General features: G+C 36.4%; 23 protein-coding genes, 1 pseudogene and 1 riboswitch. Of the genes and pseudogenes, 16 read left to right on the top strand and 8 right to left on the bottom strand.

Annotated features, from left to right (window positions below; all coding sequences use genetic code 11):
* Positions 1-2: 2 nt before the first annotated feature.
* The 4 genes from M030_RS0100175 to recJ all read right to left on the bottom strand — a co-directional run bounded on the left by M030_RS0100175 (position 3) and on the right by recJ (position 5,266).
* The gene (locus M030_RS0100175) at positions 3-2,264 is read right to left on the bottom strand and encodes an outer membrane beta-barrel family protein (RefSeq protein ID WP_027371692.1); all 2,262 of its coding nucleotides are present in this window, start codon (positions 2,262-2,264) and stop codon (positions 3-5) included.
* 244 nt (positions 2,265-2,508) lie between these two features.
* Positions 2,509-2,847, bottom strand: a complete 339-nt coding sequence (locus M030_RS0100170) for a DUF3817 domain-containing protein (protein WP_027371691.1) — start codon at positions 2,845-2,847, stop codon at positions 2,509-2,511.
* Positions 2,848-2,922: 75 nt separating this feature from the next.
* Positions 2,923-3,507: a nicotinate (nicotinamide) nucleotide adenylyltransferase gene (gene nadD / locus M030_RS0100165; protein ID WP_027371690.1), complete on the bottom strand. Its 585-nt coding sequence runs from the start codon at positions 3,505-3,507 to the stop codon at positions 2,923-2,925.
* A gap of 46 nt (positions 3,508-3,553) precedes the next feature.
* On the bottom strand, positions 3,554-5,266 hold the full coding sequence (gene recJ / locus M030_RS0100160) for a single-stranded-DNA-specific exonuclease RecJ (protein WP_027371689.1): 1,713 nt from the start codon (positions 5,264-5,266) through the stop codon (positions 3,554-3,556).
* 108 nt (positions 5,267-5,374) lie between these two features.
* Here recJ and M030_RS0100155 point away from each other — a divergent pair, with 108 nt between their 5' ends.
* On the top strand, positions 5,375-6,187 hold the full coding sequence (locus M030_RS0100155) for a M48 family metalloprotease (protein WP_027371688.1): 813 nt from the start codon (positions 5,375-5,377) through the stop codon (positions 6,185-6,187).
* Positions 6,188-6,270: 83 nt separating this feature from the next.
* Here M030_RS0100155 and M030_RS0100150 read toward each other — a convergent pair whose 3' ends face one another.
* Positions 6,271-7,893, bottom strand: coding sequence for an ABC-F family ATP-binding cassette domain-containing protein (locus M030_RS0100150; protein ID WP_027371687.1), 1,623 nt, complete (start codon positions 7,891-7,893; stop codon positions 6,271-6,273).
* Between the two features lie 121 nt (positions 7,894-8,014).
* On the opposite strand from M030_RS0100150, the gene smpB reads away from it, so the two are divergent.
* The 5 genes from smpB to M030_RS0100125 all read left to right on the top strand — a co-directional run bounded on the left by smpB (position 8,015) and on the right by M030_RS0100125 (position 12,834).
* On the top strand, positions 8,015-8,473 hold the full coding sequence (smpB, locus tag M030_RS0100145; RefSeq protein WP_027371686.1) for an SsrA-binding protein SmpB: 459 nt from the start codon (positions 8,015-8,017) through the stop codon (positions 8,471-8,473).
* A gap of 77 nt (positions 8,474-8,550) precedes the next feature.
* Positions 8,551-10,059 (top strand): OmpA family protein, encoded by a 1,509-nt coding sequence (locus M030_RS0100140; protein ID WP_027371685.1) that lies wholly within the window; start codon positions 8,551-8,553, stop codon positions 10,057-10,059.
* Between the two features lie 94 nt (positions 10,060-10,153).
* On the top strand, positions 10,154-10,894 hold the full coding sequence (locus M030_RS0100135) for a YebC/PmpR family DNA-binding transcriptional regulator (protein ID WP_027371684.1): 741 nt from the start codon (positions 10,154-10,156) through the stop codon (positions 10,892-10,894).
* Between the two features lie 143 nt (positions 10,895-11,037).
* On the top strand, positions 11,038-11,862 hold the full coding sequence (locus M030_RS0100130; RefSeq protein WP_027371683.1) for a UDP-2,3-diacylglucosamine diphosphatase: 825 nt from the start codon (positions 11,038-11,040) through the stop codon (positions 11,860-11,862).
* The gene (locus tag M030_RS0100125) at positions 11,863-12,834 is read left to right on the top strand and encodes a glycosyltransferase family protein (protein WP_027371682.1); all 972 of its coding nucleotides are present in this window, start codon (positions 11,863-11,865) and stop codon (positions 12,832-12,834) included. It begins immediately after the preceding gene.
* On the opposite strand, the gene M030_RS0100120 is transcribed toward M030_RS0100125, so the two are convergent.
* Both M030_RS0100120 and M030_RS0100115 read right to left on the bottom strand, forming a co-directional pair.
* Positions 12,823-13,113 (bottom strand): GNAT family N-acetyltransferase, encoded by a 291-nt coding sequence (locus M030_RS0100120; RefSeq protein ID WP_027371681.1) that lies wholly within the window; start codon positions 13,111-13,113, stop codon positions 12,823-12,825. The genes M030_RS0100125 and M030_RS0100120 overlap by 12 nt on opposite strands.
* A gap of 92 nt (positions 13,114-13,205) precedes the next feature.
* Entirely contained in the window at positions 13,206-13,955 is a 750-nt protein-coding gene (locus tag M030_RS0100115; protein ID WP_027371680.1) for an RDD family protein, read from the bottom strand.
* Between the two features lie 28 nt (positions 13,956-13,983).
* On the opposite strand from M030_RS0100115, the gene M030_RS0100110 reads away from it, so the two are divergent.
* The 9 genes and pseudogenes from M030_RS0100110 (at position 13,984) to M030_RS0100075 (ending at position 21,153) form a co-directional block, all read left to right on the top strand.
* Entirely contained in the window at positions 13,984-14,967 is a 984-nt protein-coding gene (locus tag M030_RS0100110; protein WP_027371679.1) for a stage II sporulation protein M, read from the top strand.
* Positions 14,951-15,913, top strand: a complete 963-nt coding sequence (locus M030_RS0100105) for a DUF4013 domain-containing protein (protein WP_027371678.1) — start codon at positions 14,951-14,953, stop codon at positions 15,911-15,913. Before M030_RS0100110 ends, M030_RS0100105 begins: the two co-directional genes overlap by 17 nt.
* Complete coding sequence (locus tag M030_RS0100100) at positions 15,906-16,697, top strand: DUF4129 domain-containing protein (protein ID WP_027371677.1); 792 nt, start codon at positions 15,906-15,908, stop codon at positions 16,695-16,697. Before M030_RS0100105 ends, M030_RS0100100 begins: the two co-directional genes overlap by 8 nt.
* 11 nt (positions 16,698-16,708) lie before the next feature.
* Positions 16,709-17,866, top strand: coding sequence for a DUF4350 domain-containing protein (locus tag M030_RS0100095; protein WP_027371676.1), 1,158 nt, complete (start codon positions 16,709-16,711; stop codon positions 17,864-17,866).
* 68 nt (positions 17,867-17,934) lie between these two features.
* Entirely contained in the window at positions 17,935-18,966 is a 1,032-nt protein-coding gene (locus tag M030_RS0100090; protein ID WP_051584819.1) for an AAA family ATPase, read from the top strand.
* A gap of 64 nt (positions 18,967-19,030) precedes the next feature.
* Positions 19,031-19,185: pseudogene (locus M030_RS23480) on the top strand (four helix bundle protein); the annotation flags it as partial.
* A complete protein-coding gene (locus tag M030_RS26040; protein ID WP_232527571.1) occupies positions 19,171-19,254 on the top strand; it encodes a four helix bundle protein in 84 nt (27 codons plus the stop codon). The pseudogene M030_RS23480 and the gene M030_RS26040, both read left to right, overlap by 15 nt.
* 132 nt (positions 19,255-19,386) lie before the next feature.
* Positions 19,387-20,709, top strand: a complete 1,323-nt coding sequence (locus tag M030_RS0100080) for a DUF58 domain-containing protein (RefSeq protein WP_027371674.1) — start codon at positions 19,387-19,389, stop codon at positions 20,707-20,709.
* A gap of 24 nt (positions 20,710-20,733) precedes the next feature.
* Entirely contained in the window at positions 20,734-21,153 is a 420-nt protein-coding gene (locus M030_RS0100075; protein WP_027371673.1) for an OsmC family protein, read from the top strand.
* Positions 21,154-21,227: 74 nt separating this feature from the next.
* On the opposite strand, the gene M030_RS0100070 is transcribed toward M030_RS0100075, so the two are convergent.
* Positions 21,228-23,846: an MGH1-like glycoside hydrolase domain-containing protein gene (locus tag M030_RS0100070; protein WP_027371672.1), complete on the bottom strand. Its 2,619-nt coding sequence runs from the start codon at positions 23,844-23,846 to the stop codon at positions 21,228-21,230.
* Between the two features lie 188 nt (positions 23,847-24,034).
* A riboswitch (SAM riboswitch) is annotated at positions 24,035-24,142 on the top strand.
* 58 nt (positions 24,143-24,200) lie between these two features.
* On the opposite strand from M030_RS0100070, the gene M030_RS0100065 reads away from it, so the two are divergent.
* A complete protein-coding gene (locus M030_RS0100065; protein WP_027371671.1) occupies positions 24,201-25,139 on the top strand; it encodes an alpha/beta fold hydrolase in 939 nt (312 codons plus the stop codon).
* Positions 25,140-25,141: the final 2 nt, after the last annotated feature.

Raw genomic sequence — 25,141 nt, 5'->3', positions numbered from 1 at the left:
TATTAGGTTCTTGATTTTACAGCATCATTGGCTGATTTCATTTCCCTTGCTTTTTTTAGTTTCTGGTTCCCGAAATTATAGGTAACTCCTATACTTATCAGTCTCGGATAGCTGAAGTTTGTGATGTTATTGTATTTTCCATCTGGCTGTATTCCGTTGACCCTGTAGTAGCTTTGATTAAATAAGTCGCTCACTTCCGCCATGATAGTCCAGTCACCCGCAATTTTTTTCAGGTTAAGATCGAAGCTTTGTCTTACCCCTACTGTTCCTGCTTCCGTAGCTGCTTTGCTGGAGAAAAAGTAATTGACCCCCAAAAACCAGTCTTTTTTAGAAGAAAGCCTGACAATATTGTTGATTGTCGCAGACATATTGTAGTTCTTAATATCAATGATGTAAGGATCCACCACCTCAATTTCCCCTGGAGCTGGCATAGAAGTAGGATCATTCAGAACAGCACCTTTATAGGTTACATAAGACAGGTTTACAGAGTAGTTCGTTGTCCAGATATCTTTGAACCAGGATTTATTCATACCCAGGGTCAGGCTAAGTTCCCTGCTCTTCCCATAATTGGTTCTTATGTATCTCAGAAATCGGGTAGTCTGCATGATTGGATTTCCTTTAATATCGTAAATGATTTTACCATCATCATCTTTTTGAGGAGCCGTTACCGTTCCCTGTAAAGGAAGCATATCAGAGGCAGCAGCATCTTCTACCATATTAAAACTAAGATTAGCATAGAATGCATTTTTATACATGTAATTAAGCTCCTGGTTGTAATATTTGGATGCCAGTATAAACGGATTGTTCTGTGTATAATTGGTTGGAGTAAAATAAGTTCTGGAAGGATTAAGTTCCCAAAATCGAGGTCTTCTGATTCTGCTGGAAAAAGTATAGCTGAGGTTGTGGTCAGAATTGATGGTGTAGTTTAGATTCAGGTAGGGTAGCAGGTTATTGTAGTTTCTCTCAAATCCTGTTTTGTCTACGATATCTCCCGTACTTCTGGTCATTTCGTAACGTGCTCCTATTTTTCCGGATAATTTTTCCGTCAGTTTTCTTTCATAGTTGAGGTAGATTCCCAATATGTTTTCCTTGTAAATAAAGTGGTTGGTTTGGTTGGGGTCGATGACAAATTCACCTTTTAAAAGTTTATCCTGTCTTGTATCATTATCTGTATTGGTACGGTTGTAGCTGATTCCCATTAACCAGGTCGCTCCTTTGGCAGTTTTTTTAAGATAGTCGATATTGGCTGCATAGTTGTTGATAATTTGTGGAACTGATTGGTGAAGTGCCCCGTATTTATTGATCGTATCATTTGTCAGAGGAAAACTTTCATTGAAACTTACTTTATCCCGGTTAAACCATAAATAAGAGACATTCGAAGTAAGTTTACTACCCAGAGAATCTGTTTTTAGCTCGTAATTGAGATTAAAAGAATGATTTCTTGTCTGTGCATCTTCGTTATTAACCGTTCTGTTTTTTAAAACACCATTTTGCCAGTTGGTGATATCAAGTACCGAATTGAAACTTTTGTTGTATCTCATGTTATACGAAAATCCTAAGCTTTGTCTCTTATTAATCTCATAGTCGATATTGAATCCGCCACTGAAGTTTTTATTAGGATCATCATTAAAACCATAAGACTCATTTCTGAAGGTTGAGTCTCCGTTGGATAAAGAGTATTTTTGTCTTTCTGTCCAGCTTCCCGTTCTGAAATTTGAATTCCCCGACCATTTTCCCTGTCTGAAATTAAATGATGCTCCTGCATTAGGATTATTGTAATAAGCCTGTTCATTCTGCATTTTCAAGGTTCCGTTATAGCCGTTGTTTTTATTCTTTTTCATGACAATATTGATAACTCCTTCCTTAGATTCTACCTGAAATTCACTTCCCGGAACAGTAATCACTTCAATTTTCTGGATATCTTCTGAGGGAGTTGACTTCAGCATTTCTATCAATGCTTCAGAATCCATATTGGTTTTTTTATTGTTGATATAAATAATGGCATCAGACTTTCCCAGAATCTTTAATGTTTTTCCGTCAATACTGGAAATCATAGGAGTTTGCTTTAAAAGATTAAAAGTATTGGTTCCCTTTGCAATAGGAGAAGATGCCACATCATATATTAACCGATCACCTTGCTTTTTGAAAACCTGTTTCTTGATATTCACCGCATCAATAGCATTTACTTTCAGACTGTCTTTTTTTTGCTGTGCAGTTATCAATCCGCCGAAAAATAAAGCTGCTATAAGGATTTGAGTTTTCATGATGATTATTTTTTAATTGTTAATAGCTTGTATGATTAGTTATTTAACATTACAAAGATATGTAATTAATTTAGTATTATGCAATACAAAGTACTGAAAAATATTTTTATTTATATCTAATTAATTGATTTACAATGAATAAAAATTAAATGAAAAATATGGTTTGCCTGACCTTTCTGTATAATAAGACAACTGTAACAACAATTTTGTTACAGCAAAAATTCAGATTTTATTAAAAAAGTGATTATTCTCTGTCGAATTGAGCCAGTTTTTTATCGACCCAAACCGTAGCAAAAGGGAAAAATGCTGCTAATAAAGCAAACACAAAATCTTCATCATCCCAGTTGTAAATTTTTCTTGCAGGAAGACATAATAAAAGATAAAGTGTAAAAAATAAGCCGTGTAAACTTCCCACTACACTAATGAAAATAATAGAATACAGATTTTCATCATATCGAATCCAGATCATAGCTACACAATACAGTAAAATACATGAAATGGCCTCTGCAAGACAAATCTGTTTAAACCACTTAATGATTTTGTCCTGGGAATATTTGTTGAAAAATTTTTCGATGAAGTTCATTTCTTTACGTATAATTTGAGTGCTGTAAGTAAGAGTTTTATCAAACTTCTAACCTCTGATTTCTGGTTTGCAAAATTACTTATAAAAACTGCTTCCGTCCAAATATTCAAAAACTTCGGGTGGCAGCATGGGCCTTACATTCTTACCCTCTTTAATCATATTGCGGATCTCAGTGGCAGAAAGTTCTATTATTGGCGCCTTTACCAAAGAAATATTATCGTGCCTCAGATATTCAGAATCCTTTTTTGCTCCGTCAAACACTCTGGGGTACACAATAATATGATGGTTTTTGATCAGTATATCAGCGTTTTTCCATTTATGAAGGCTATCCAGATTATCTTCTCCCATAATCAAACTGAAAGAATATTCGGGATACTTTTCATGAAGATAGGTAAGAGTATCAATCGTGTAGCTGGGCTTCGGAAGTGAAAACTCTACATTGGAAGCTCTCATATTCGGATAGTTTTTTACAGCAAGCTGAACCATATCCAGTCTGTTGTGGTCATTCAGCAATGACTTTTTATCTTTAAACGGATTTTGCGGACTCACTACAAACCAAAGCTCATCCATGTCTGAATTTTCCAGAATATAATTAGCTAAAATAAGATGCCCGATATGAATAGGGTTAAAAGATCCAAAAAATAAACCGATTTTTTTCATTTGTCAAAGTAAGAGATGATAAGCAACAGATAAGGTAAAACAGTAATTATTCTCTGAACTTTACATCTTTGATATTAAGATAATGGGTTACATTGCCTTTCCAGTGATTTTCTTCCAATGTGAATGCCAGATCGAAACTTTTAGTTTTAAAATCATCAACAAACTGCCCGAGTTTAAAACCGACACATTCAATATTTCTTCCGGTAGATTCCTGTTTAATATAAAACTTAAGATGGTTGTTATCTTTTCCCATCGTTTTTACATAGCCAGACAGCTTCTGGTTTGTCAATGTAAAAATAGGTTTCATATTATGAGGGCCAAACGGAGCGAGTTTTCTGTGAAAATTGATAAATTCTCTGTTGATTTCATCAATTTTAATTTCCGTATCAATCGAAATAGAAGGCTCTTTCTGGTGCTCCTGAATTTTTTCAGAAACAATTCTTTCAAATTTCTCTTTAAATGCAGCAAACTTATCTTTCTCCATAGAAAGTCCGGCGGCGGCGTGGTGCCCTCCGAATTTAAGGAAATATTCAGAACACATATCAAGAGCTTCATGAACGTCAAAATCAGAAACAGATCTTGCAGAAGCTACCATTTCCCCATTGTTACCGTCAGTAAATACAAGGGTAGGTTTGTAATAGGTCTCAATAAGCCGTGAGGCAACAATACCGATTACTCCTTTATTCCATTCAGGATGATAAACGATGGTAGTATGCTTTGTTTCCTGCTGGGATTCTATAATTTGATTCAAGGCAGACAGCGTAGAATTCATATCCAGTTCACGCCTCTCATCGTTGAGGTTCATGATATCATTCACAATCTGGTTGGCATGCTTTAAATTGTCGGAAACCATTAATTCTACCGCGGCTTTACCATGAGATATTCTTCCGGCTGCATTAATTTTAGGAGCAATTTCAAAAACAATATTGGAAATTTCAAAATGGGAAAGTTTATCCTCAGGAATTAATAGTCTTAATCCCATATTTCTTGTTTTCCTCAGGATTTTTAACCCCATTTTGGCTAAAACCCTGTTTTCTCCGGTCATTGAAACGATGTCGGCTGCTATGGAAATAGCAAGAAGGTCCGTAAGTTCAAATAATTCGGCTTCCGGAATTTTATAAATGGTATTTAATCCCTGGCAAAGCTTAAAGCCTACACCACATCCGGAAAGTTCCTTGAAAGGATATCGGCAGTCGGTTCTTTTAGGATCAAGAACGGCAGCTGCGTTAGGAATTTCTTCACCCGGAAGGTGATGGTCACAAATAATAAAGTCTATCCCTAAACCAGAGGCATAGCTTATCATATCAAGTGCCTTTATTCCACAATCGAGGGCAATGATTAAGGAGAAACCATTTTCTTTCGCAAAATCAATTCCTTCTGTAGAAATTCCATATCCTTCAGAATTTCTGTCCGGAATATAGTAATCCAGGTATTTTTTCTCAACAATTTTGCTGAGATAAAGGTACATCAGGGCTACAGCTGTGGTTCCGTCTACATCATAATCGCCATATACCAATATTTTTTCTCCGTTTTCAATTGCAGTAGCAATGCGCTCAACAGCCTTTTGCATATCCGCCATTAAGAACGGGTTATGAATATCGTTAAGGTTCGGTTTAAAAAATTCTCTGGCCTTTTGATAATTGTCAATTCCCCGCAGAACGAGGAGCTTAGATTCAAAAGTACCAAAACCAAGTGACGAACTTAGTCTGTCCACAACTTCCTCATCGGGTTCAGGCTTATAAATCCATTTTTGACTCATTTCACAAAAATAGGGAAAAAAAATAGCATTGTAAAACGATCAGGAATGAAGTTTGAGCTTTGTAATTGTTAAAAAATAATTATCTTCGTGCTCCAAATTTAAATGACTATGAAAAAAATGACTGTGTGCCTTTTATTTCTGGGCGCAATGCATACGATCAATGCTCAAAAAATTAATCTGGGAAAAGCAGCTGGAATCGTTTCTAATGGTGCAAAAGCCCTGACATTTACCAACGAAGATGCCATCAAATTATCCAAAGAATCAGTAGAATGGATGGATAAGAATAATCCTGTGGCGGGAGCAAAAGATCCTTATACCGTGAGATTGAATAAATTGTTTGGAAAACACAAATCACAAGATGGCCTTAACCTGAATTACAAAGTGTACAAAGTAAAAGATATCAATGCTTTTGCTTGTGCAGACGGTAGTGTGAGAGTATTTTCTTCCCTGATGGACATCATGACTGACAGTGAATTACTGGCTGTAATCGGTCACGAAATCGGTCACGTAAAAAATCAGGATACAAAAGATGCTATGAAATCTGCATACCTGAAGGCCGCCGCATTAGATGCCGCATCATCAGCTTCGGGCGCAGTAGCAGCCCTTAATGAAAGCCAGATCGGAAAAATGGCCAATGCATTTTTAGATGCCTCTCACAGCAAAAAACAGGAATCTGAAGCAGATACCTACTCATACGATTTCATGAAGACGAATAAGTATGATGTTGTAGGAGCTTATACAGCTTTCAAAAAACTGGCATTACTTTCAGAAGGAAGTACGCAGACCAATTTTGAGAAGATGTTTAATTCTCACCCTGACAGTGAAAAGAGAGCGCTTGCAATCAAAAAGAAAGCAGAGAAAGACGGATTGTGGAAAGATCCGGGGACGGTAAGTCTTCCCACTTCAAAACTGACAAAATAATTATTTTATTTATTGTTTAAACGAAAATACCTCAAAGCAAAGCTTTGAGGTATTTTTATATATTTTTTAATGCTGTTATAAGATTAAGAATACATTTTTTCTCTTAATTCTTTTACCTTTTTATCAGCAAGATATTCGTCATAAGTCATTTCTCTGTCGATGATTCCTGTAGGAGTCAGTTCAATGATTCTGTTACAAACGGTTGAAAGCATTTCGTGGTCATGAGATGCTAACAAAAGATTACCTTTAAAGTTGGATAAAGAGTTGTTCAATGTTGTGATACTCTCAAGATCTAAGTGGTTGGTCGGTTCATCCAGTAAAAGTACATTTGCTTTCTGAAGCATCATTCTGCTGAACATACATCTCATTTTTTCACCTCCTGAAAGCACTTTACAGGATTTTAAAGCCTCATCACCAGAGAAAAGCATTCTTCCCAGGAATCCTCTTACGAATTCTTCATGGCGCTCTTCATCATTTTTGGTGAATTGTCTCAACCAGTCCACCAGGCTTAAATCCTCCTGAAAGAAATTAGTGTTATCCAAAGGCATATGAGATTGGTTTGTTGTAACTCCCCAAGCAACTGTTCCTTTGTCTGCTTCAACATTTCCTGCCAGAATTTCAAAAAATTCTGTAATGGCAAGTGAGTTTTTAGAAAGTACCGCTACTTTATCTCCTTTTTTAAGATTTAAGTCGATGTTAGAGAACAATAATTCTCCATCTTTAGTCTTCTCAAGACCTTTTACATCTAAAATCTGATCTCCTGCTTCTCTTTCCATTTCGAAAATAATAGCCGGATATCTTCTTGAAGATGGCTTAATATCGTCAATATTTAGTTTGTCGATCATTTTCTTTCTTGCCGTAGCCTGTTTAGCCTTAGCAACGTTCGAACTGAACCTTGCGATGAAGTCCTGAAGTTCTTTTTTCTTCTCTTCAGCTTTCTTATTTGCCTGCGCTCTCTGTCTTGTAGCCAGCTGAGAAGCCTGATACCAGAAAGAGTAGTTACCTGTGTAAAGGTTAAGCTTAGAATAATCAAGGTCACCGATGTGCGTACAAACTGTATCTAAGAAGTGACGGTCGTGAGATACAACGATTACTGTATTTTCATAATCAGCAAGGAAGTCTTCTAACCAGGAGATCGTATCAATATCAAGGTCATTGGTAGGCTCATCCAGAATCAGTACATCCGGATTTCCGAAAAGTGCCTGAGCCAAAAGAACCTTTACTTTGTCTTTGTTCTCAAGTTCACTCATCATCTGCCAGTGCATATCATCTGTAATTCCTACGTTGGAAAGCATGGTTTGTGCATCAGATTCAGCAGTCCATCCTCCCATTTCGTCATAAATTACCCCTAGTTCACCAGCTTTAATTCCGTCTTCATCAGAGAAATCTTCTTTTGCGTATAACGCATCCATTTCCTCCTTTATCTCAAATAATTTTTTATTTCCTCTTAATACAGCTTCAAGAACAGTATATTGATCATATGCAAAGTGATCCTGCTCCAAAACTGACATTCTTTTCCCTGGTTCCAGAGATACATGCCCTGTTGTCGGATCTTGCTTCCCTGTTAGTATTTTCAGGAATGTAGACTTTCCCGCACCGTTTGCTCCGATGATCCCGTAGCAGTTTCCTTTGGTAAACATAATATTTACCTCGTCAAAAAGAACTCTTTTCCCGAATTGTAAAGATAAGTTAGATACTGTTAACATATAGTTTTGTAAATTTGGCGCAAAAATACGAAAAGAATTTGGGTATATTGTAATAATATAATACTCAAGTTTTTAAATGTAGGGTATTTTTTATATATTTCATTAACGAAATTTTAAAATGATGAAGATTGAAAAAACAGTTAACATATTAAATAGAAGAGCCCGGTTTGAATATGAAATTCTTGAGGAATACGAAGCCGGGATGGTTTTGACAGGGACAGAAATAAAATCTTTACGTTCTTCTAAAGCATCTATCACAGAATCGTTCTGTCAGTTTATTGATGGGGAATTATACATTATTAATATGATGATTGATGAGTATAAATTAGGCACTTTTTATAATCACAAAACAAAAAGGGAACGGAAATTGCTGTTGCACAAAAAAGAATTAACAAAACTTGAGAAAAAGTTAAAAGATGCCGGGAACACAATTATACCTCTGAAGTTATATATCACCGATCGAGGTAAAGCAAAGGTGCTGATAGCGCTGGGTAGAGGGAAAAAGCTTTACGATAAAAGAGAGGCGATAAAAGATAGAGAAAATAAACGGAACCTGGACAGAATATTAAAGAAAAGTTAAAAATCATTTGAAAAACTTTGTATATAAAGAAAAATTATATTTATTTTGCATTATCAATTATTTAATCATTTAATTCTATGAAAAATCTAAAATTAGGAATTTCAGCATTTGCGCTTACTGTCGCTTCTACTGTTTTCGCGCAGACTACCAATAATCCGTGGTTGATCGGAGTTGGTGCTCACGCAGAAAACCACGTAGCAGCACGTTCAAGCTTCAGTAATACGTTCTCTGCTAAAAATTTAACGAAGAGTATGTTCAATATGAACAACTTCTCTATTACACCTCCACTATCTAAGTTAACAGTTGCTAGAAACATTGGAAAAGGTTTCGTTATCGACTGGCAGACTTCAGTAGGAAATGTTGAAAACAAAAGATTCAACATGGGGAAAGAGTTCTACCTAATGACAGGTCTTGGTCTTCAGGTTAAAGCTGCAGGTCTTTTATGGAACGAAGAATCTTGGTTTGATCCATATTTAAGAGTTGGTGCTAACTATTTAAGACATGACTATACTGCACTTTCTTTCCCAAGAACTAGTGTAGATGCTAATGGTAACCCAATCGAAACTGTTCAAAACGGTAAAGATGGTAACGAAAATGGTAAAGCTAATTTCTTTGCTTTATCTACAGGTGCTGGTGCTAACTTCTGGGTAACTAAGAACTTCGGTCTTGGTGTTCAGGGTGATTATGTATCAACTCCAGGTGATAAATCTTCAGTTGCAAACCACTGGCAAGCTTCTGCATCTATCTTATTCAGATTTGGAAACAGAGATAGAGATAAGGATGGTATCCTAGATAAAGATGACCTTTGTCCGGATACACCAGGTTTACCAGAATTCCAGGGATGTCCTGATACAGACGGAGATGGTGTTCCAGATAAAGACGATCAATGTCCAGATGTAGCTGGTCCAGTTGAAAACAACGGTTGTCCTTGGCCAGATACAGACGGTGACGGTGTTATCGATAAAGATGATGCTTGTCCTACAGTAGCAGGTCCTGCTGAAAACAACGGTTGTCCTTGGCCAGATACAGACGGTGACGGTATCCTTGATAAAGATGATGCTTGTCCTACTGTTCCAGGTCTTCCAGAATACAACGGATGTCCTAAACCAGAGAAAGTAATCTCTGAAGAAGCTACAGGTGCTCTTAAAGGTATCTTGTTCAACTTCAACAAAGCTACGATCAGACCAGAGTCTAACGGTAAGTTAGATGAAGCTGCTAAGATCATTAAGCAATCTTCAAATGGTACATTCTTAGTAACTGGTCACACAGATGCTAAAGGTGCTGCTGCTTACAACTTGAAACTTTCAAGAGAAAGAGCTGCTTCTGTAGTTGCTGCTCTTGAATCAAGAGGAGTTAACGGTAACCAATTGAAATCTACTGGTGTTGGATCAAGAGATGCTAAAGTTCCTGCTAAAGCAACTGACGCTGAAAGAATGGTTGACAGAAAAGTAGTTGTTGAAGCTGTTAACGGTGCTGCTTGGGATGCACTTAAGAAATCTGATCTAGACGTAGTAGTGAAGAAGACTGTAGTGAAGAAAGGTAAAGCTCCAGCTAAAAGAAAAGCTCCAGCTAAAAAAAGAAAATAATTAATTTTTCTAAATAATGAATACCTCCAATTTTTTTGGAGGTATTTTTTTTTTGTTGACTTTTAGTTAATTTTGTTGAAAATTAAAAATTAAAATGGGAAGAGCATTTGAATATAGAAAAGCTTCTAAAATGGCCAGATGGGACAAGATGGCCAAAACATTCTCTAAAATAGGTAAAGATATTGCACTGGCAGTAAAAGCAGGAGGCGCAGATCCGGAATCCAATCCGGCACTAAGAAGATGTATCCAGAATGCCAAAGGGGCCAACATGCCAAAGGACAATGTTGAAAGAGCAATTAAAAAAGCAAGCGGTGCCGATGCCGAAAACTATGAAGAAGTTACTTACGAAGGATACGGACAGGGAGGTGTGGCTTTCTTTGTAGAATGCACTACAAATAATACAACCAGAACTGTAGCTAATGTAAGAGCTGTCTTTAATAAATTTGACGGAAACCTTGGAAAAAATGGTGAGCTTGCCTTTATCTTTGACAGAAAAGGTATTTTCACGATCGACTTGGCGCAAATCAAAATGGATTGGGATGATTTTGAAATGGAAATGATTGATGGAGGAGCAGAAGATGTGGAAAAAGATGAAGAGGAAGTAATGATTACAACTGCTTTTGAAGATTTCGGATCTTTATCCCATAAATTGGATGAACTTGGAATTGAAGCAAAAAGCGCAGAACTGCAAAGAATTCCTAATAATACGAAAGAGGTGACTGAAGACCAGTTCAAAGCCAATATGAAAATGCTTGAACGTTTTGAAGATGACGATGATGTACAAAACGTTTACCACAATATGGAAATCACTGAAGAGTTGATGAATTCTCTTTAAAAAAATAATATAGCATTCATATACAGTTAACTTTCAATTAGTTTCTTTGTATAAAACTATGAAATACCTTTCCTAAATTTCTAAACTATTGAAATTGTCGGGCGTTTCATTCGGCAAACCAAAAAAAGCTGAAAAATATACGGATGAAAAGAAACGTTGAATTAGTTGTCATATCGGATGTTCATTTGGGAACTTATGGATGTAAGGCTAAAGAATTGTTGAGGTACCTCAATTCTATCCAACCCAAAACACTGGTTTTGAATGGCGATATTATTGATATCTGGCAGTTCAAAAAGTCTTACTTCCCTAAACCTCATTTGAAAATAATCAGAAAGATTCTTTCATTTGCTACTAAAGATACGGAGGTTTATTACATCACTGGCAATCATGATGAGATGTTCCGTAAGTTTACAGATTTTGAGCTTGGAAAACTTAAGGTTTGTAACAAAATTTGTCTTACCATTGACGATAAAAAAACATGGATCTTTCATGGCGACGTTTTCGATGCGTCTGTTCAACATTCTAAATGGATTGCCAAACTGGGAGGAAAGGGATACGATCTTTTAATCATAATCAATAATGTTGTCAACTGGTTTTTGGAGAAGATGGGTAAGGAAAAGTATTCGTTTTCAAAAAAAATCAAAAATAATGTAAAAAAAGCAGTAAAGTACATCGGTGATTTTGAGCTGACAGCTTCTGAACTTGCTATTGACAATCACTATGATTATGTGATCTGCGGGCACATTCATCAGCCGCAAATGCGCGAAGTGGTCACTAAGAAAGGTTCCTGTACCTATCTTAATTCCGGTGACTGGATTGAGAATCTATCCGCTCTGGAATATAATGATAAACAATGGAGGATCTTTTATTATGACGAGTATAAACACTTGCTCACAGATGATGGAGCAGAAGACATTCAGGAAATGGATAATTCTGATCTTTTAAAAATCGTAACCAATTTTACCTAAATGAAAATTTTATACGCATTTCAGGGTACCGGAAACGGACATATGGCCAGAGCCCAGGAAATAATTCCCATTCTAAAAAAATATGCATCCGTCGATACACTGATCAGTGGTCATCAATCGCAATTAAAGGCTGATTTTGGTATTAATTTTCAATATAAAGGTATTTCTTTACTTTATAATAAAACAGGAGGTTTATCCTACCGTAAAACGTTTACTGAGAATAAATTTTTCGATGCGTTAAAAACTATAAGGAATCTTGAGCTTTCCGGATATGATTTAATCATCAATGATTATGAACCGTTAACAGGCTGGGCTTCGAAGATGAAAGGGCTGCCGATGATTGAACTAAGCCATCAGGCATCAATGAGCTTTCCTGAAACTCCTAAACCTGGAAAAAAAGATTTCCTGGGTGAAATGATTTTGAAATATTACGTTCCCAGTGAACGGAAAATCGGATTTCACTTTGAAAATTATCATCCCCAAATTAAAAAACCGGTGATCAGAAAAAAAATCAGAGATCTCAATCCGCAAAAACAGGGATATTATCTGGTATATCTTCCGAGTTTTGCAGATGAAAACATCATCAAAGTTTTAAGAAAGATTCCCGTACAGTGGAAAGTATTTTCAAAATACAGCACAGTTCGTGTAAAAGTAAAAAACGTTGAAGTTTTTCCTATTGACGAAATCCAATACCTGAAATATTTCGAAGGATGCGAAGGTATTCTATGCAATGCAGGTTTTGAAACACCTGCAGAAGCACTTTTTATGGATAAAAAACTGTTCGTAATTCCTATCCACAACCAATATGAGCAGGAGTGTAATGCCTGTGCCCTGGATAAAATGGGAATTCCTAATTCTAAAGTTTTAAAACTGCAGGAAATTATGGAATGGGTAGCTTCTGACCAACATTTAAAAGTAGATTATCCCAATGATATTGAAGATATTCTTTTGAACGAAGTGCTAATTCTTTAGAAAAATATCATCCACATCATTCATTCTCATCATTACAGATCTTGCATATGAACAGTGAGGATACACCTTCCAGCTATTCTCCCTTGCAAATCTGATTGCTTCTTCAACTAAAAATTTTCCCATTCCCCTCCCTTCAAATTCAGGATGCACAAGAACAAATGAAATGATCAGTTTGTGATCTTCAGGGAAAATGGTATAGGTAAGTCTTCCTACTTCTTTAATTTCGTTATTTAATGTAAGTACTCCGCCGTTTCCGGATTTATTGTTTTCAAATTTCATGAGTGTGGACTTTGATTCTAAAGATACAAAAATTGAACCGACCTTTAATTGTAGGTCATAAGTAAATGATTTAGATTATCAATATTTCGCGCCTAATTATCTTTTCCCGTATAATAATTGTAATCTTTGATAATAACATTGATAAACTGCCTTTCCGTCATTTTTGTTGGATCTATTTCAAGTTTTAGGATTCCTTTTATTTTATCAGAAAGTCTGCTGATGATCTGACGGTCGTCTACTTTCAAAGCCTTTGTATAATTATCTTTAATGATCCTCATATCATTATCACTTAAAGCAATAACCTGAGGAAATGAAGGGATATAATCTTCCTTAATATGCTCTAAAATAGTATGGGAAATATTGATATTGTTCTTTAATGAAATAACAGCCGTTCCTGAGGCAATATCTCCCAGACGCTGATTGTTTTTAGACACGATCATTGAGATCAGTCCAACGATACCGGCAAATGAAACATCTACAATTCTGAATACCCATCGGATCATATAGTCCCCAAAGCTCGCCTGATATCCGTCAATCTTCACCACCCTTATTTTCATAAGTTTTTTCCCCGGAGTCTGTCCTTCCATTAAGCTTTCAAGAACTACCGGATAAATATATACGGGAAAGGTAAGAATGATATATACAGCCATGACAGACCATTGATCAAGACCATTCAGCAAATATCCTAAATCGAAAATATTGAAAAAAACATAAAGTATGATAATCACGTAAGCAACCCTGATGAGAAGATCAATGATGAATGCAAGCATTCTTTCTCCTACGCCGGCAATATTAAAGCTAATATTTACATTTTGTGAGGTATTTATCGCAATTTGAGCCATATTTTTTATTATTTTAGCTTTTACAATTATGAGAGAGGTTTATTTCATTAAACAAAATAAAGAAAAATGGTTGGGAATAGAACAGGTTATTGATGGGAAAATTAAAAAAAATCCTGATGACCTGTCTTCGTTGTACATCAACCTGATCAATGATCTTTCTTTTGCACAGACTTATTATCCTAAAAGTAATACAACCGTTTATCTCAATCACTTATCTTCTCAGATTTTTCAGAAGATCTATAAGACAAAAAGAGTGGAAGAGAACAGGCTTATTTACTTTTTTAAAACTGAGGTTCCCTTACTGGTTTATCAGTATCGACGGTATCTGATGTATGCTTTCCTCTTTTTTATTTTATTTACTTCCATAGGGGTATTATCAGGTATTTATGATAAAGATTTTGCCAAAGTCATTCTGGGTGAAGATTATGTGAATCAAACGATAGAAAATATTAAAAGTAATAATGCAGTAGGAATTTACCAGAGCGGAACTACCTGGGGAAGTACGATCGGAATTATTTTCAATAATATCCAGGTGGGAGCCAAATTGTATATCTACGGAATTGCCGGTGGAGTAGGAACTTTATTTGCTCTTCTGTCCAATAGTGTCATGTTGGGATCTTTCCAATATTTTTTCTATGATTACGGAGCTTTGAAAGACAGTGCAAGGGGAATATGGCTTCATGGGGTTTTTGAAATTTTTGCGATGGTGGTGGAAGCCATGTGCGGATTGATTCTGGGAGCATCAATTCTTTTCCCGAGAACATTTTCAAGATTTAATTCTTTTAAAAAAGGTTTTCAGGATTCATTTAAAATATTTTTGAGTACGGTTCCCTTTACGATCTGCGCAGGAATTATTGAGGGTTATATCACCAGGCATGCTTTGAAAATGCCTTTGGTACTGAATTTTGCGATTATCATCACTTCACTTGTGATCATAGGGTTTTATTATTTTATATATCCTGCTATTGTTAATAAAAAAACTAATAAACACGTCAATGATACAATTTTATAAAAAAAGAGATTTTGGAACTTTCATCAGTGATAGTTTCAACTTCTTCAAATTATACGGAAAGAATTACTTTAAAAATTATATTCTTATTAACGGGTTGCTTCTGATTTTAGCCGCTGTGGTAGTTATTTTCGGATTCAGGGAGATTTTCGGACAGCTCTTAGGGCCTAATATGAGTGGGGAAACCTATTACTTCGAAAAGTACTTTTCTGAGAACACAGGCATGCTTGTGGTAGTGTCGGTATTGATGTTTATATTGTTAATGCTTATTGCAATCATTAACTATTTATACCCCGTTTTTTATCTGAAACGAATTGCTCACGGAGCCGAAAAAGTAAAGACAGATGAAATTCTGGATGACTTCAAAAAAAACTCGGGAAGAATAGGCAAACTGTGCCTCGGAATGATTTTTATTGTGGCACCATTGGTTTTGTTCGTGGTTGGATTTTCCTACCTCCTTGTACTGATCATTATCGGATTTTTTCTGATATTGCTTTTATATCCTACGATATTTAACTGTACAACATTTTTGATGTACGACTATTTTAATTCCTCAAGAGGCTTTTTAGAAAGCTTAAGCTATTCTATCCGCTCTCAGTTTTCTTACACCAATGGAAGTGAAAAGTCTCCGTTCTGGAAATATTGGGCATCTTCATTTGTCATGTTTATCATTATCTACATTGCAACGACCATTTTTACATTGGTTCCGATGATATTTTTCTACGGCTCAATGCTTACTTCCACACCGGACGCCAGTTTTGAGGAAAATCCGTTTACCGGAGCTATGGGAATCGCTATGTTCATTTTCTACGGAATATCAATGATTCTCTCATTTTTCCTGTCAAACCTGATGTATGTGAATGCCGGTATTATGTATTATGACAGCAGAACAGATCTTCACCAGAAAGCAGAACTTGCCGAAATAGACACGATTGGTATCAATGAATAAAATACTTTTTTCCATAGTATTTCTTTTTTTTCTGGGGTTTATTCGGGCTCAGAATGATAGTCCTGTGGATGATCATTTGATAGATTCGTTATATGCTACGGTACATTATAAAAATATGCTTCCCGCAGATTCTGTTTTAAAAGCAAATCCGGTTTCGGAGAATACAGTATATCCCAAAACCTTTAAGAAAAATGTTCCGTCCAGATATAAGGGAAATGAATTTGATTATTCAGAATCAAAACCGAGAGAATCATTCTGGGCGAAATTAGTAAGAAAAATAAAAAATATTTTCAGGGGAATTTTTGGAGAAACCGTTTTTACCAAATCGGCACAATTTACAACAACATTGGTTAGATTATTTGCCATTATTCTTGTCGGCTTTTTATTGTATTTTGTTATCAGATATGTTCTTGGGAAAGATGGTAATTTTATTTTTGGTAAAAAGAACAGAAAATTAAATCTCAATGTAGAAGAGCTTCACGAAAATATTCATGAAATTAACTTTCCTGAAAGTATTGCGAAGTTTGAGCACGAGAAAGATTACCGTTCTGCGGTACGTTATCAGTTCTTATTTATTCTCAAAAAATTAAGTGATAAAAAACTGATCACCTGGAATCCTGAAAAAACAAATAAAGACTACGTTGCAGAAGTAAAAGCTCCTCATCTTAAAAAAGAGTTTTCCGACCTTTCTCATATCTTTGAGTATGTCTGGTACGGAGAATTTGATATTACAGAGCAGAATTATCAAAAATTCAAAAATCAATTTCAGACCTTTACACCATAACTTAATTTACCATGAACAAAACTTTCAAAATATATGCTGTTATTTTCATCATTGTGATGATTATTTTGGCATTGCTTGAAGTTAATAAGAAAGAAACTACAGATTGGCGAAGGAATTTTGATCGCAGTGAGAAATCTCCTTTCGGACTTTTTGTTTTTAGTAATGAAGCACAGGATCTTTTTAAAGGTAAGCTGAAAAAAGTGGAGCAGGCTCCTTACGAATATTATCAACAGTATAAAAAAGAGCCCCACAATATAATCGTTATTGAAAATGATATAGATAGGGAATCGTGGAAGAAAATTCTAGATGAGGTTTCAAAAGGTTCAGATGCGATGCTGATGGTAAGCAGAATGCCTAAGCAGATTTCGGATACAATCGGATACTATGATTCCGAAATATCATTTGAAGAGGAAAATGTATTGAAGCTTACGGACAAAAAGTATCAGAATGATTTTGTTAAATTAGATAAATTTCCATCAGGAAGAGGGTTTTCATTTATCAGACCCGGAGTAGTTGTACTGGGTAAAACAATAGAAAATAAAAATGCTGATCAGGCCAATTTCATCAAGGTGAAATTCGGGAAAGGCTATATCTATGCTCATAGTGAACCCCTTTTTCTGACAAACTATTATTTGCTGAAACCCGGAAATACAAAATATGCTCAGGATGTTTTCTCCTATCTTCAGGATAGAGAAACACTTTGGTTTGTTGAGAACAATTCAAAAGAATCCCGGTTCTTTATGAGGTTTATTTTGGGGAATCCTGCCCTGAAATATGCCTGGTGGGTGTTTCTGGGAGGATTGGTCTTATTTATTTTCTTTAATGCGAAAAGAAAACAGAGAATCGTTCCTGTTTTAGAGCCATTGAGAAATACTTCCGTAGATTTTGTGAAAAGCATAGGAAATCTATATCTTCAGGAAGGCGATTTTCATGATATGATGGCAAAGAAAGCTCAGTATTTTCTGAATAAAGTAAGAATAGATCTCCTGATCGATACACAGGATCTGGATGCAGACTTTGCCAAAAAGTTACAACTTAAAACAGGAAAACCTATGGAAATTATTCACGAAGCGATAAGCCTCATTAAGAAAGCACAGGACCCTTATGCAAATGTGATGAAAGAAGATCTGGCAAGAATCAATAAACTCCTTGACGAGATATTAAAATAAAAAGAGCCCTGACGGGACGATTTCAAACAAGATAGCACGAAGTCCTGTCCAACCAAAAAATAAAAATTATGGAAAACCCTGATCACCCAAATATAGAAAATGAAAGCTCTGTCAACCTTAATAAACAGGAAGAGCAGTTCCAGTCACGAATCGATATGATCGAGCTTCGTGCCAGTTTGGATAAAGTAAAATCTGAGATAGGAAAAGTAATCGTCGGACAGGAAAGTATGATTGAGCATCTCCTGGCTGCATTACTTTCCAACGGGCATGTTTTGATCGAAGGGGTGCCGGGTGTTGCAAAAACCATTACTGCAAAATTACTGGCAAAAACAGTCGACGTAGGTTTCAGCAGAATACAGTTTACACCGGATCTGATGCCTTCAGATATTCTCGGGACATCTGTCTTCAGTATGAAAAATTCGGAATTTGAATTTAAAAAAGGACCTATTTTCTCCAATTTTATCCTGATTGATGAGATCAACCGATCCCCGGCCAAAACCCAGGCGGCATTATTTGAAGTAATGGAAGAGCGTCAGATTACTATGGACGGAACCCGGTATATTATGGAAGAACCGTTTCTGGTGGTGGCGACCCAGAACCCCATAGAGCACGAAGGAACATACAGACTTCCGGAAGCTCAGTTAGACCGTTTCTTATTTAAAATCAATGTGGGTTATCCTAACCTTGAACAGGAAATTGCCATCATCAAAAATCAGCACGAAAGCAAAAAAGAAGATAAAACAGAAGGAGTAGGTAAAGTGATTACTGCAGAGCAGCTGAAAAGCTATCAACATCTGGTAAAAGAAGTGATTGTGGAAGGTCAGCTGATGGAATATATTGCAAAGATCATCATCAATACCAGAGAAAATCAGTTTTTATATCTGGGAGCTTCACCAAGAGCATCGCTGGCACTGCTTACCGCTTCAAAAGCATTTGCTGCATTGAGAGGAAGAGACTTTGTAACCCCGGAAGATATTAAAGAAGCCAGTTATGCTGTTTTAAGACACAGGGTTATCGTGTCGCCGGAAAGAGAAATGGAAGGCCTGACAGCAGATGAAATTATCCGCCAGATTTTAGAAGGAATAGAGATTCCGAGATAGGGGATAGATAATAGGTGGCAGCTGGTAGTGAGTGACTGTTTAAATAGTTACAAAATTATCATATATGGCAGATTTTAAAGACCTTTTAGTCTGGCAGAAATCTATTGATGTTGTTACTGAAATTTACAGCGCTACAGAACCTTTTCCTAAAGATGAGACATATGGATTGATAGAAGTAAACCTGATTATCTGCAATTTTTAAAAATATCAAGAGGCAGTTGTGCAGAAGTAGAAACACAATTAATTATCTCAAAAAACCTTAATTTTTTAAATGAAATGAGTATTTAAAATTAAACGGGAAAATTATAGAAATAGCTAAAATGTTGAACGGAATTATTAACTCCTTACAATAATAATCATGATGAAAAAGCCAATAGACGTTTACCTAAAACCTTTCATCTGCAACCTGCAACCTTAATAATGAAAAACTTATACATCAATACACGTTTTTTCTTTACACTCATTGGAGTGGGAATCCTGTATGTCCTGGCATTCTTTTTCCCGATTCTGATGTGGGCAGCACATATCGTATTGTTGCTGTGCTTCCTGGCGGCCATGGTTGATTATCTGTTGCTTTTTAATCAAAAAAATGCACTGCAGGCGCAAAGAATATTGCCGGAAAAACTTTCGAACGGGGATGAAAACTTTGTGAAAATAGATATTAAAAATAATTACAGCTTTAAGATTACAACTAAAATTATTGATGAAATCCCGTTTCAGTTTCAAAAAAGAGATTTTTTAATCGAAAAGAATATCGACAGCGGCTCAAACATCTATTTTCAATATAGCTTAGAGCCCAAAGAAAGAGGAGAATATCATTTCGGAAGTTTAAATATTTATGCATCGTCACCACTTGGCTTTGTTTCCAAGCGCTTCAATTTTCAAAAAGATGCGATGCTGCCTTCTTATCCTTCTTTCATTCATCTTAGAAAATATGAGCTGATGGCTCTTCAGAGTGAATTTTTACTGGGAGGAATTAAGAAAGTCAGAAAATTGGGTCACACCATGGAGTTTGAGCAGATCAAAGACTATGTGCCTGGCGATGATATCAGGACCATCAACTGGAAAGCGACTTCCAAGACCAATCGTTTAATGGTTAATCAATTCCAGGACGAAAAATCACAACGCATTTTTATGCTGATTGATAAAGGCAGAACCATGAAAATGCCTTTCAACGGATTGAGTTTATTAGACTATTCCATCAATGCAACAATGGCGTTATCCCATATTATTCTGCGAAAAGGAGATCGTGCAGGGATGATGACCTTCTCCAAAAAAGCAGAAAATAAAATTGCTGCTGATAATAAATCGGGTCAGCTTAAAAAGATTTCTGAAGCACTTTACAATATCAAAACAGATTTCTTTGAAAGTGACTTCAATCGTCTCTATCAGGATGTAAAATACTCCATCAATCAAAGAAGCTTAATTCTTCTTTTTACCAATTTTGAAACATTGGACGGGCTTAACCGTCAGTTAAAATATCTTCGCGGGATCGCTAAAAACCATTTGCTGGTTGTGGTTTTCTTCAAAAACTCAGAACTGCAGACGATCATCAGTAAAAACCCTGAAAATATGCAGGAAATCTATGACGAGATCATTGCTGAAAAGTTTGAATTTGAAAAGAAACTGATCATTCAGGAACTTCGAAAATACGGAATCTATACAGTATATACACTTCCGGAAAATTTGAATATCGATGTTATCAATAAATATTTAGAGATTAAAGCGAGAGGAATTTTATAATTTTGTAGTAAGAAATAAGTAAAAATGAAAATTACACTTAACAGAATAAACGAGGACTTTTTATTTGAATGCACCAATTCCCAGGGAAATTCTATCCTTTTGGATAATACTTCCCAACCCGGAGCAAAGGGTGTCTCTCCAATGGAAAGTGTTTTAATGGCAGTCGCAGGCTGTAGCGGAATCGATGTCGTTTCTATCTTAAAAAAACAACGTCAGGAAATTACAGGTTTCCAGGCAGAAGTAGAAGGAGAAAGAATTCCTGTAGATGATGCAAAACCCTTTAGATCAATTAATGTAAAATTCCTTTTAGAAGGAGAAATCGATCCTAAAAAAGCTCAGAAGGCGGCTCAGTTATCCTTTGAAAAATACTGTTCTGTCTCCAAAACATTAGAACCTAATGTAGAGATCAGGTATGAGGTATTTGTCAACGGAGAAAAGATCTGATTTTTGATTTAAAAAAATAAAAGAAGCCGGAAATTGATCCGGCTTTTATTGTTTATGACTGATTGCTCATTATCTTATATGGTCAGTCTTGGTTTTATCAATTTGGCGACTGTAGCAGTCCATCCCGTTTGGTGGGAAGCTCCTACACCTCTGCCATTATCCCCGTGGAAGTATTCAAAGAAGGTGATATAATCTTTAAAATGCTCATCATAATTGAACTTAGGATTACCTCCATTAAAGGCACGTTGTCCATGCTCATCCTTTAAAAATATCGAACAGAGCCTTTTACTGATGTTCTGGGCAACTTCGTCAAGATTCCTTTTATCACCGCTTCCCGTTGGTAGTTCTACCTTGAGGCTGTTTCCGTAATAGTAATGAAAACGTTGTAAACTTTCTACAATAAGAAAGTTGATAGGAAACCAGATAGGGCCACGCCAGTTGCTGTTTCCGCCAAACATCCGGCTGTCACTTTCTGCAGGCGTATAATACACCATATTTTCTTTGCCGTGAACAGAGAATACAAATGGGTTTTCTTCATACACCTTAGACATGGCGCGGATTCCGTAAGAACTTAAAAACTCTTTTTCATCAAGCATTCTTGATAAAACTTTGGTCAATCTGTTTTTACGAAGAATACTCATCAGATGCTTTCTGCCTTGTCCTTCCTCATCCCAGTGAGAAACCAGCTTCGTAAGCTCAGGTTTATTTTTTAAGATCCATTCCATTCGGGCCTGAAAATTCGGCATTTTTTCCAGTAATCTGTGGTCCACAATTTCTACAGCAAACAACGGAATTAATCCTACAATACTTCGTAATCTCAGGGAGACACTGTCTCCGTTTCCAAGCTGTAAGACATCATAGAAAAATCCGTCTTCCTCATTCCACAGACCTTTTGTCCCTTCACCCAGATTCTCCATGGCTTCAGCAATATAAAGGTAATGTTCAAAAAATTTGATCGCCATATCTTCATACACCTGATAATATTGAGCCAGTTCCATAGCGATTCGCATCATATTCAGGGCATACATGGCCATCCAGCTTGTTCCATCCGCCTGTTCCAGATGCTGGCCGTCTTTTAAAACCATATTCCGGTCAAAAGCTCCGATATTATCCAGACCAAGGAACCCTCCTCCGAAAATATTTTTACCGTTTTTATCCTTTCGGTTCACCCACCAGGTGAAATTCAGGAGAAGTTTTTGGAAAACTTTCTCAAGGAACAAAAGATCGGGTTTGCCATTATTTTTTTCATCAATTTTAAAAACCCGGAAGCACGACCATGCATGTACAGGCGGGTTTACATCACTCATATTCCATTCATACGCGGGAAGCTGGCCGTTAGGATGCATATACCATTCTTTGGTCAATAGCAGAAGCTGTCCTTTAGCAAATTCTGCATCAATAATGGAAAGAGGCACACAGTGGAAAGCAAGATCCCATGTCGCATACCATGGATACTCCCATTTATCGGGCATCGAAATAATATCCTTATTGTGAAGGTGGTTCCATTCCGTATTTCGTACATACTCATTGAAATTCCTTGGAGCTTCAAAATTCGGATCACCTTTCAGCCATTTTCCGATATTATAATGATAAAACTGCTTGTTCCACAGAAGTCCTGCAAATGCCTGCCTTTGAACATTTTTTTCATCTTCGTTGATAGGGTCGTTCTGAATTTCCTGATAAAATTCTTCAGCTTCAGCAATTCTCCTATTGAAGATCTCCTCAAACTGTGCAAACGGTTCGTCTGTTTCATTCGGACACAATCTGAATTCAAAAACTTTCGATTGTCCGGCGCCAATCATTTCATCAATCAGAAAAGACGCTTTTGTTCCTCTCTTTTCAGGATTAACGGTATCAGTTCCATGATGGATGATAAAATCGTTAATTCCATCCTTGAAGTAATTATTTTCAGTGTGCGGAACTCCGTAAAGCTTTGTCGTATTGGTTTCGTTATCACAGAACACACTTTGAACATCCGTATTCCTAGAATAGATTTTCTTGATGGAAATACTGTCATGCCCGATATCTATACATCCGTTTTGAGAGGCATTCAATTGCCCTTTATAGGTATTGTAGCCCCATTTCCAGTTATTCCTGAACCAGGCTGTGGGGATCACAACAATAGGAGCTTCATGCTGACTCCTGTTGCACACCGTTACTCTGGCGAGAATATCATTATGGTCAACCTTGCAGTACTCAATGAAAATATCAAAATACTCATCTTGATCAAAGATCCCGGTATCGAAAAGCTCGTATTCCGGTTCCTGTTTGCTGCGTCTTCCGTTTTCATTCACCAGATCATCATAAGGAAAAGCATTGATAGGGTATTTGTATACCATTTTCATATAGCTATGCGTAGGGGTATTATCGAGGTAATAAAAAATTTCCTTGATATCTTCTCCATGGTTTCCCTGTGGATTGCTTAATCCAAAGAAGCGTTCCTTTACGATTTTATCTTTTTTGTTCCAAAATGAAAAAGCAAAGCAGAAAAGCTGCTTTACATCTGAAATCCCGGCAATACCTTCCTCACCCCAACGGTAAGCATAGCTTTCCGCGTTATTATGATTGGTATAGTTCCAGGCATTTCCGTTCGGACTGTAGTCTTCACGTACATTTCCCCATTGCCGGTTGCTTACATAAGGTCCCCAGTTTTTCCATTTGGTATCTTGTAATCTTTCTTTTTCGGCGGTCATATCTCATCATTTTTCTATACGAAGTTAGTTTTTTTGAAAAGTAATTCCAATTTTTTTCATCTGAATAATTATTAATATACTCTTGAAACACTAGTATTTAAGCCGATTTTTAAATATTAAATTAATTTTTTTTTGAAATTAAAAGAAAAGAACTACCTTTGCACTATTCGTTCATTCAAATATTGAAAATGTTATCAAGAAAGGTTGAGGGATTAGACCCTATGAAACCTTAGCAACCCTTTGTGCAAGCAAAGAAGGTGCTACGTTCTACCAAAATTATTTTGGACAGATAACTTACTGAAGTTCTTTTCAGCCATTTCCTGTGGCATTTTCAATTGTATTAAAATAATAGAATTGAAAACAGAACTAAACTATATTAATCTTACGTATCAAACCAATTCCGGAAAGGAATACCATATCCCGTTGAGCTATCAGCTGTTCGGGAAAGAGCTGTTTACAGCACCCATTATTGTAGTCAATCATGCCTTAACCGGAAACTCTGATGTTTCAGGAGAAAAAGGATGGTGGAAACAACTTATTGGGGAAAATCAGGTGATCAATACGGAAAAATACACAGTTCTGTGTTTCAATATTCCCGGAAACGGTTACGATCATTTTTTAATTGACAACTATGAAGACTTCACTCCCTCAGATATTGCAAATCTATTTCTGAAAGGGCTTGAAGCTTTACATATCAAAAACGTATACGCCATTATCGGAGGCTCACTCGGAGGCGGAATTGCCTGGGAAATGCTGGCCAAGCAACCTGCGCTGACAGAAGTTTTTATCCCGATAGCCTGTGATCACAGAACTCATGACTGGCTTCATGCACAATGTCTGGTTCAGAAATTTCTATTGAATTCTGAAGATCAGCCATTACAAAAAGCAAGAATTCATGCCATGCTGTGCTACAGAACTCCGCAGTCACTCAATGACAGATTTCAAAATACATACAACCCGGAAAAACAACGCCTGGAATCAGAAGACTGGCTGGTTTATCATGGAAATGCTTTAAACGATAGATTTAGTTTAAAAGCCTATAAACTGATGAATCATCTGCTGATGAATATTAACACGGAAGAATCTGCTCTGGAGAGCATACAGGCACGAATGCACATGATCTCCGTTGATACAGATTTATTCTTTCCTGCTTCTGAAATCCGAATGTGTTTTGAAAGCCTGCAGAAAAAAAAGAATACTGTTTCCTATCACGAGATCCAATCTATACACGGGCATGACGCCTTCCTAATGGAATACCAACAATTAAATAATATCATAAAAAACATTTTATAAAG

The sequence above is a fragment of the Chryseobacterium sp. UNC8MFCol genome, from assembly GCF_000482305.1.
Taxonomy (GTDB): domain Bacteria; phylum Bacteroidota; class Bacteroidia; order Flavobacteriales; family Weeksellaceae; genus Chryseobacterium; species Chryseobacterium indologenes.
Note: the sequence above shows the minus strand (reverse complement) of the source record. Positions and strands in the feature narration are given on the sequence as shown.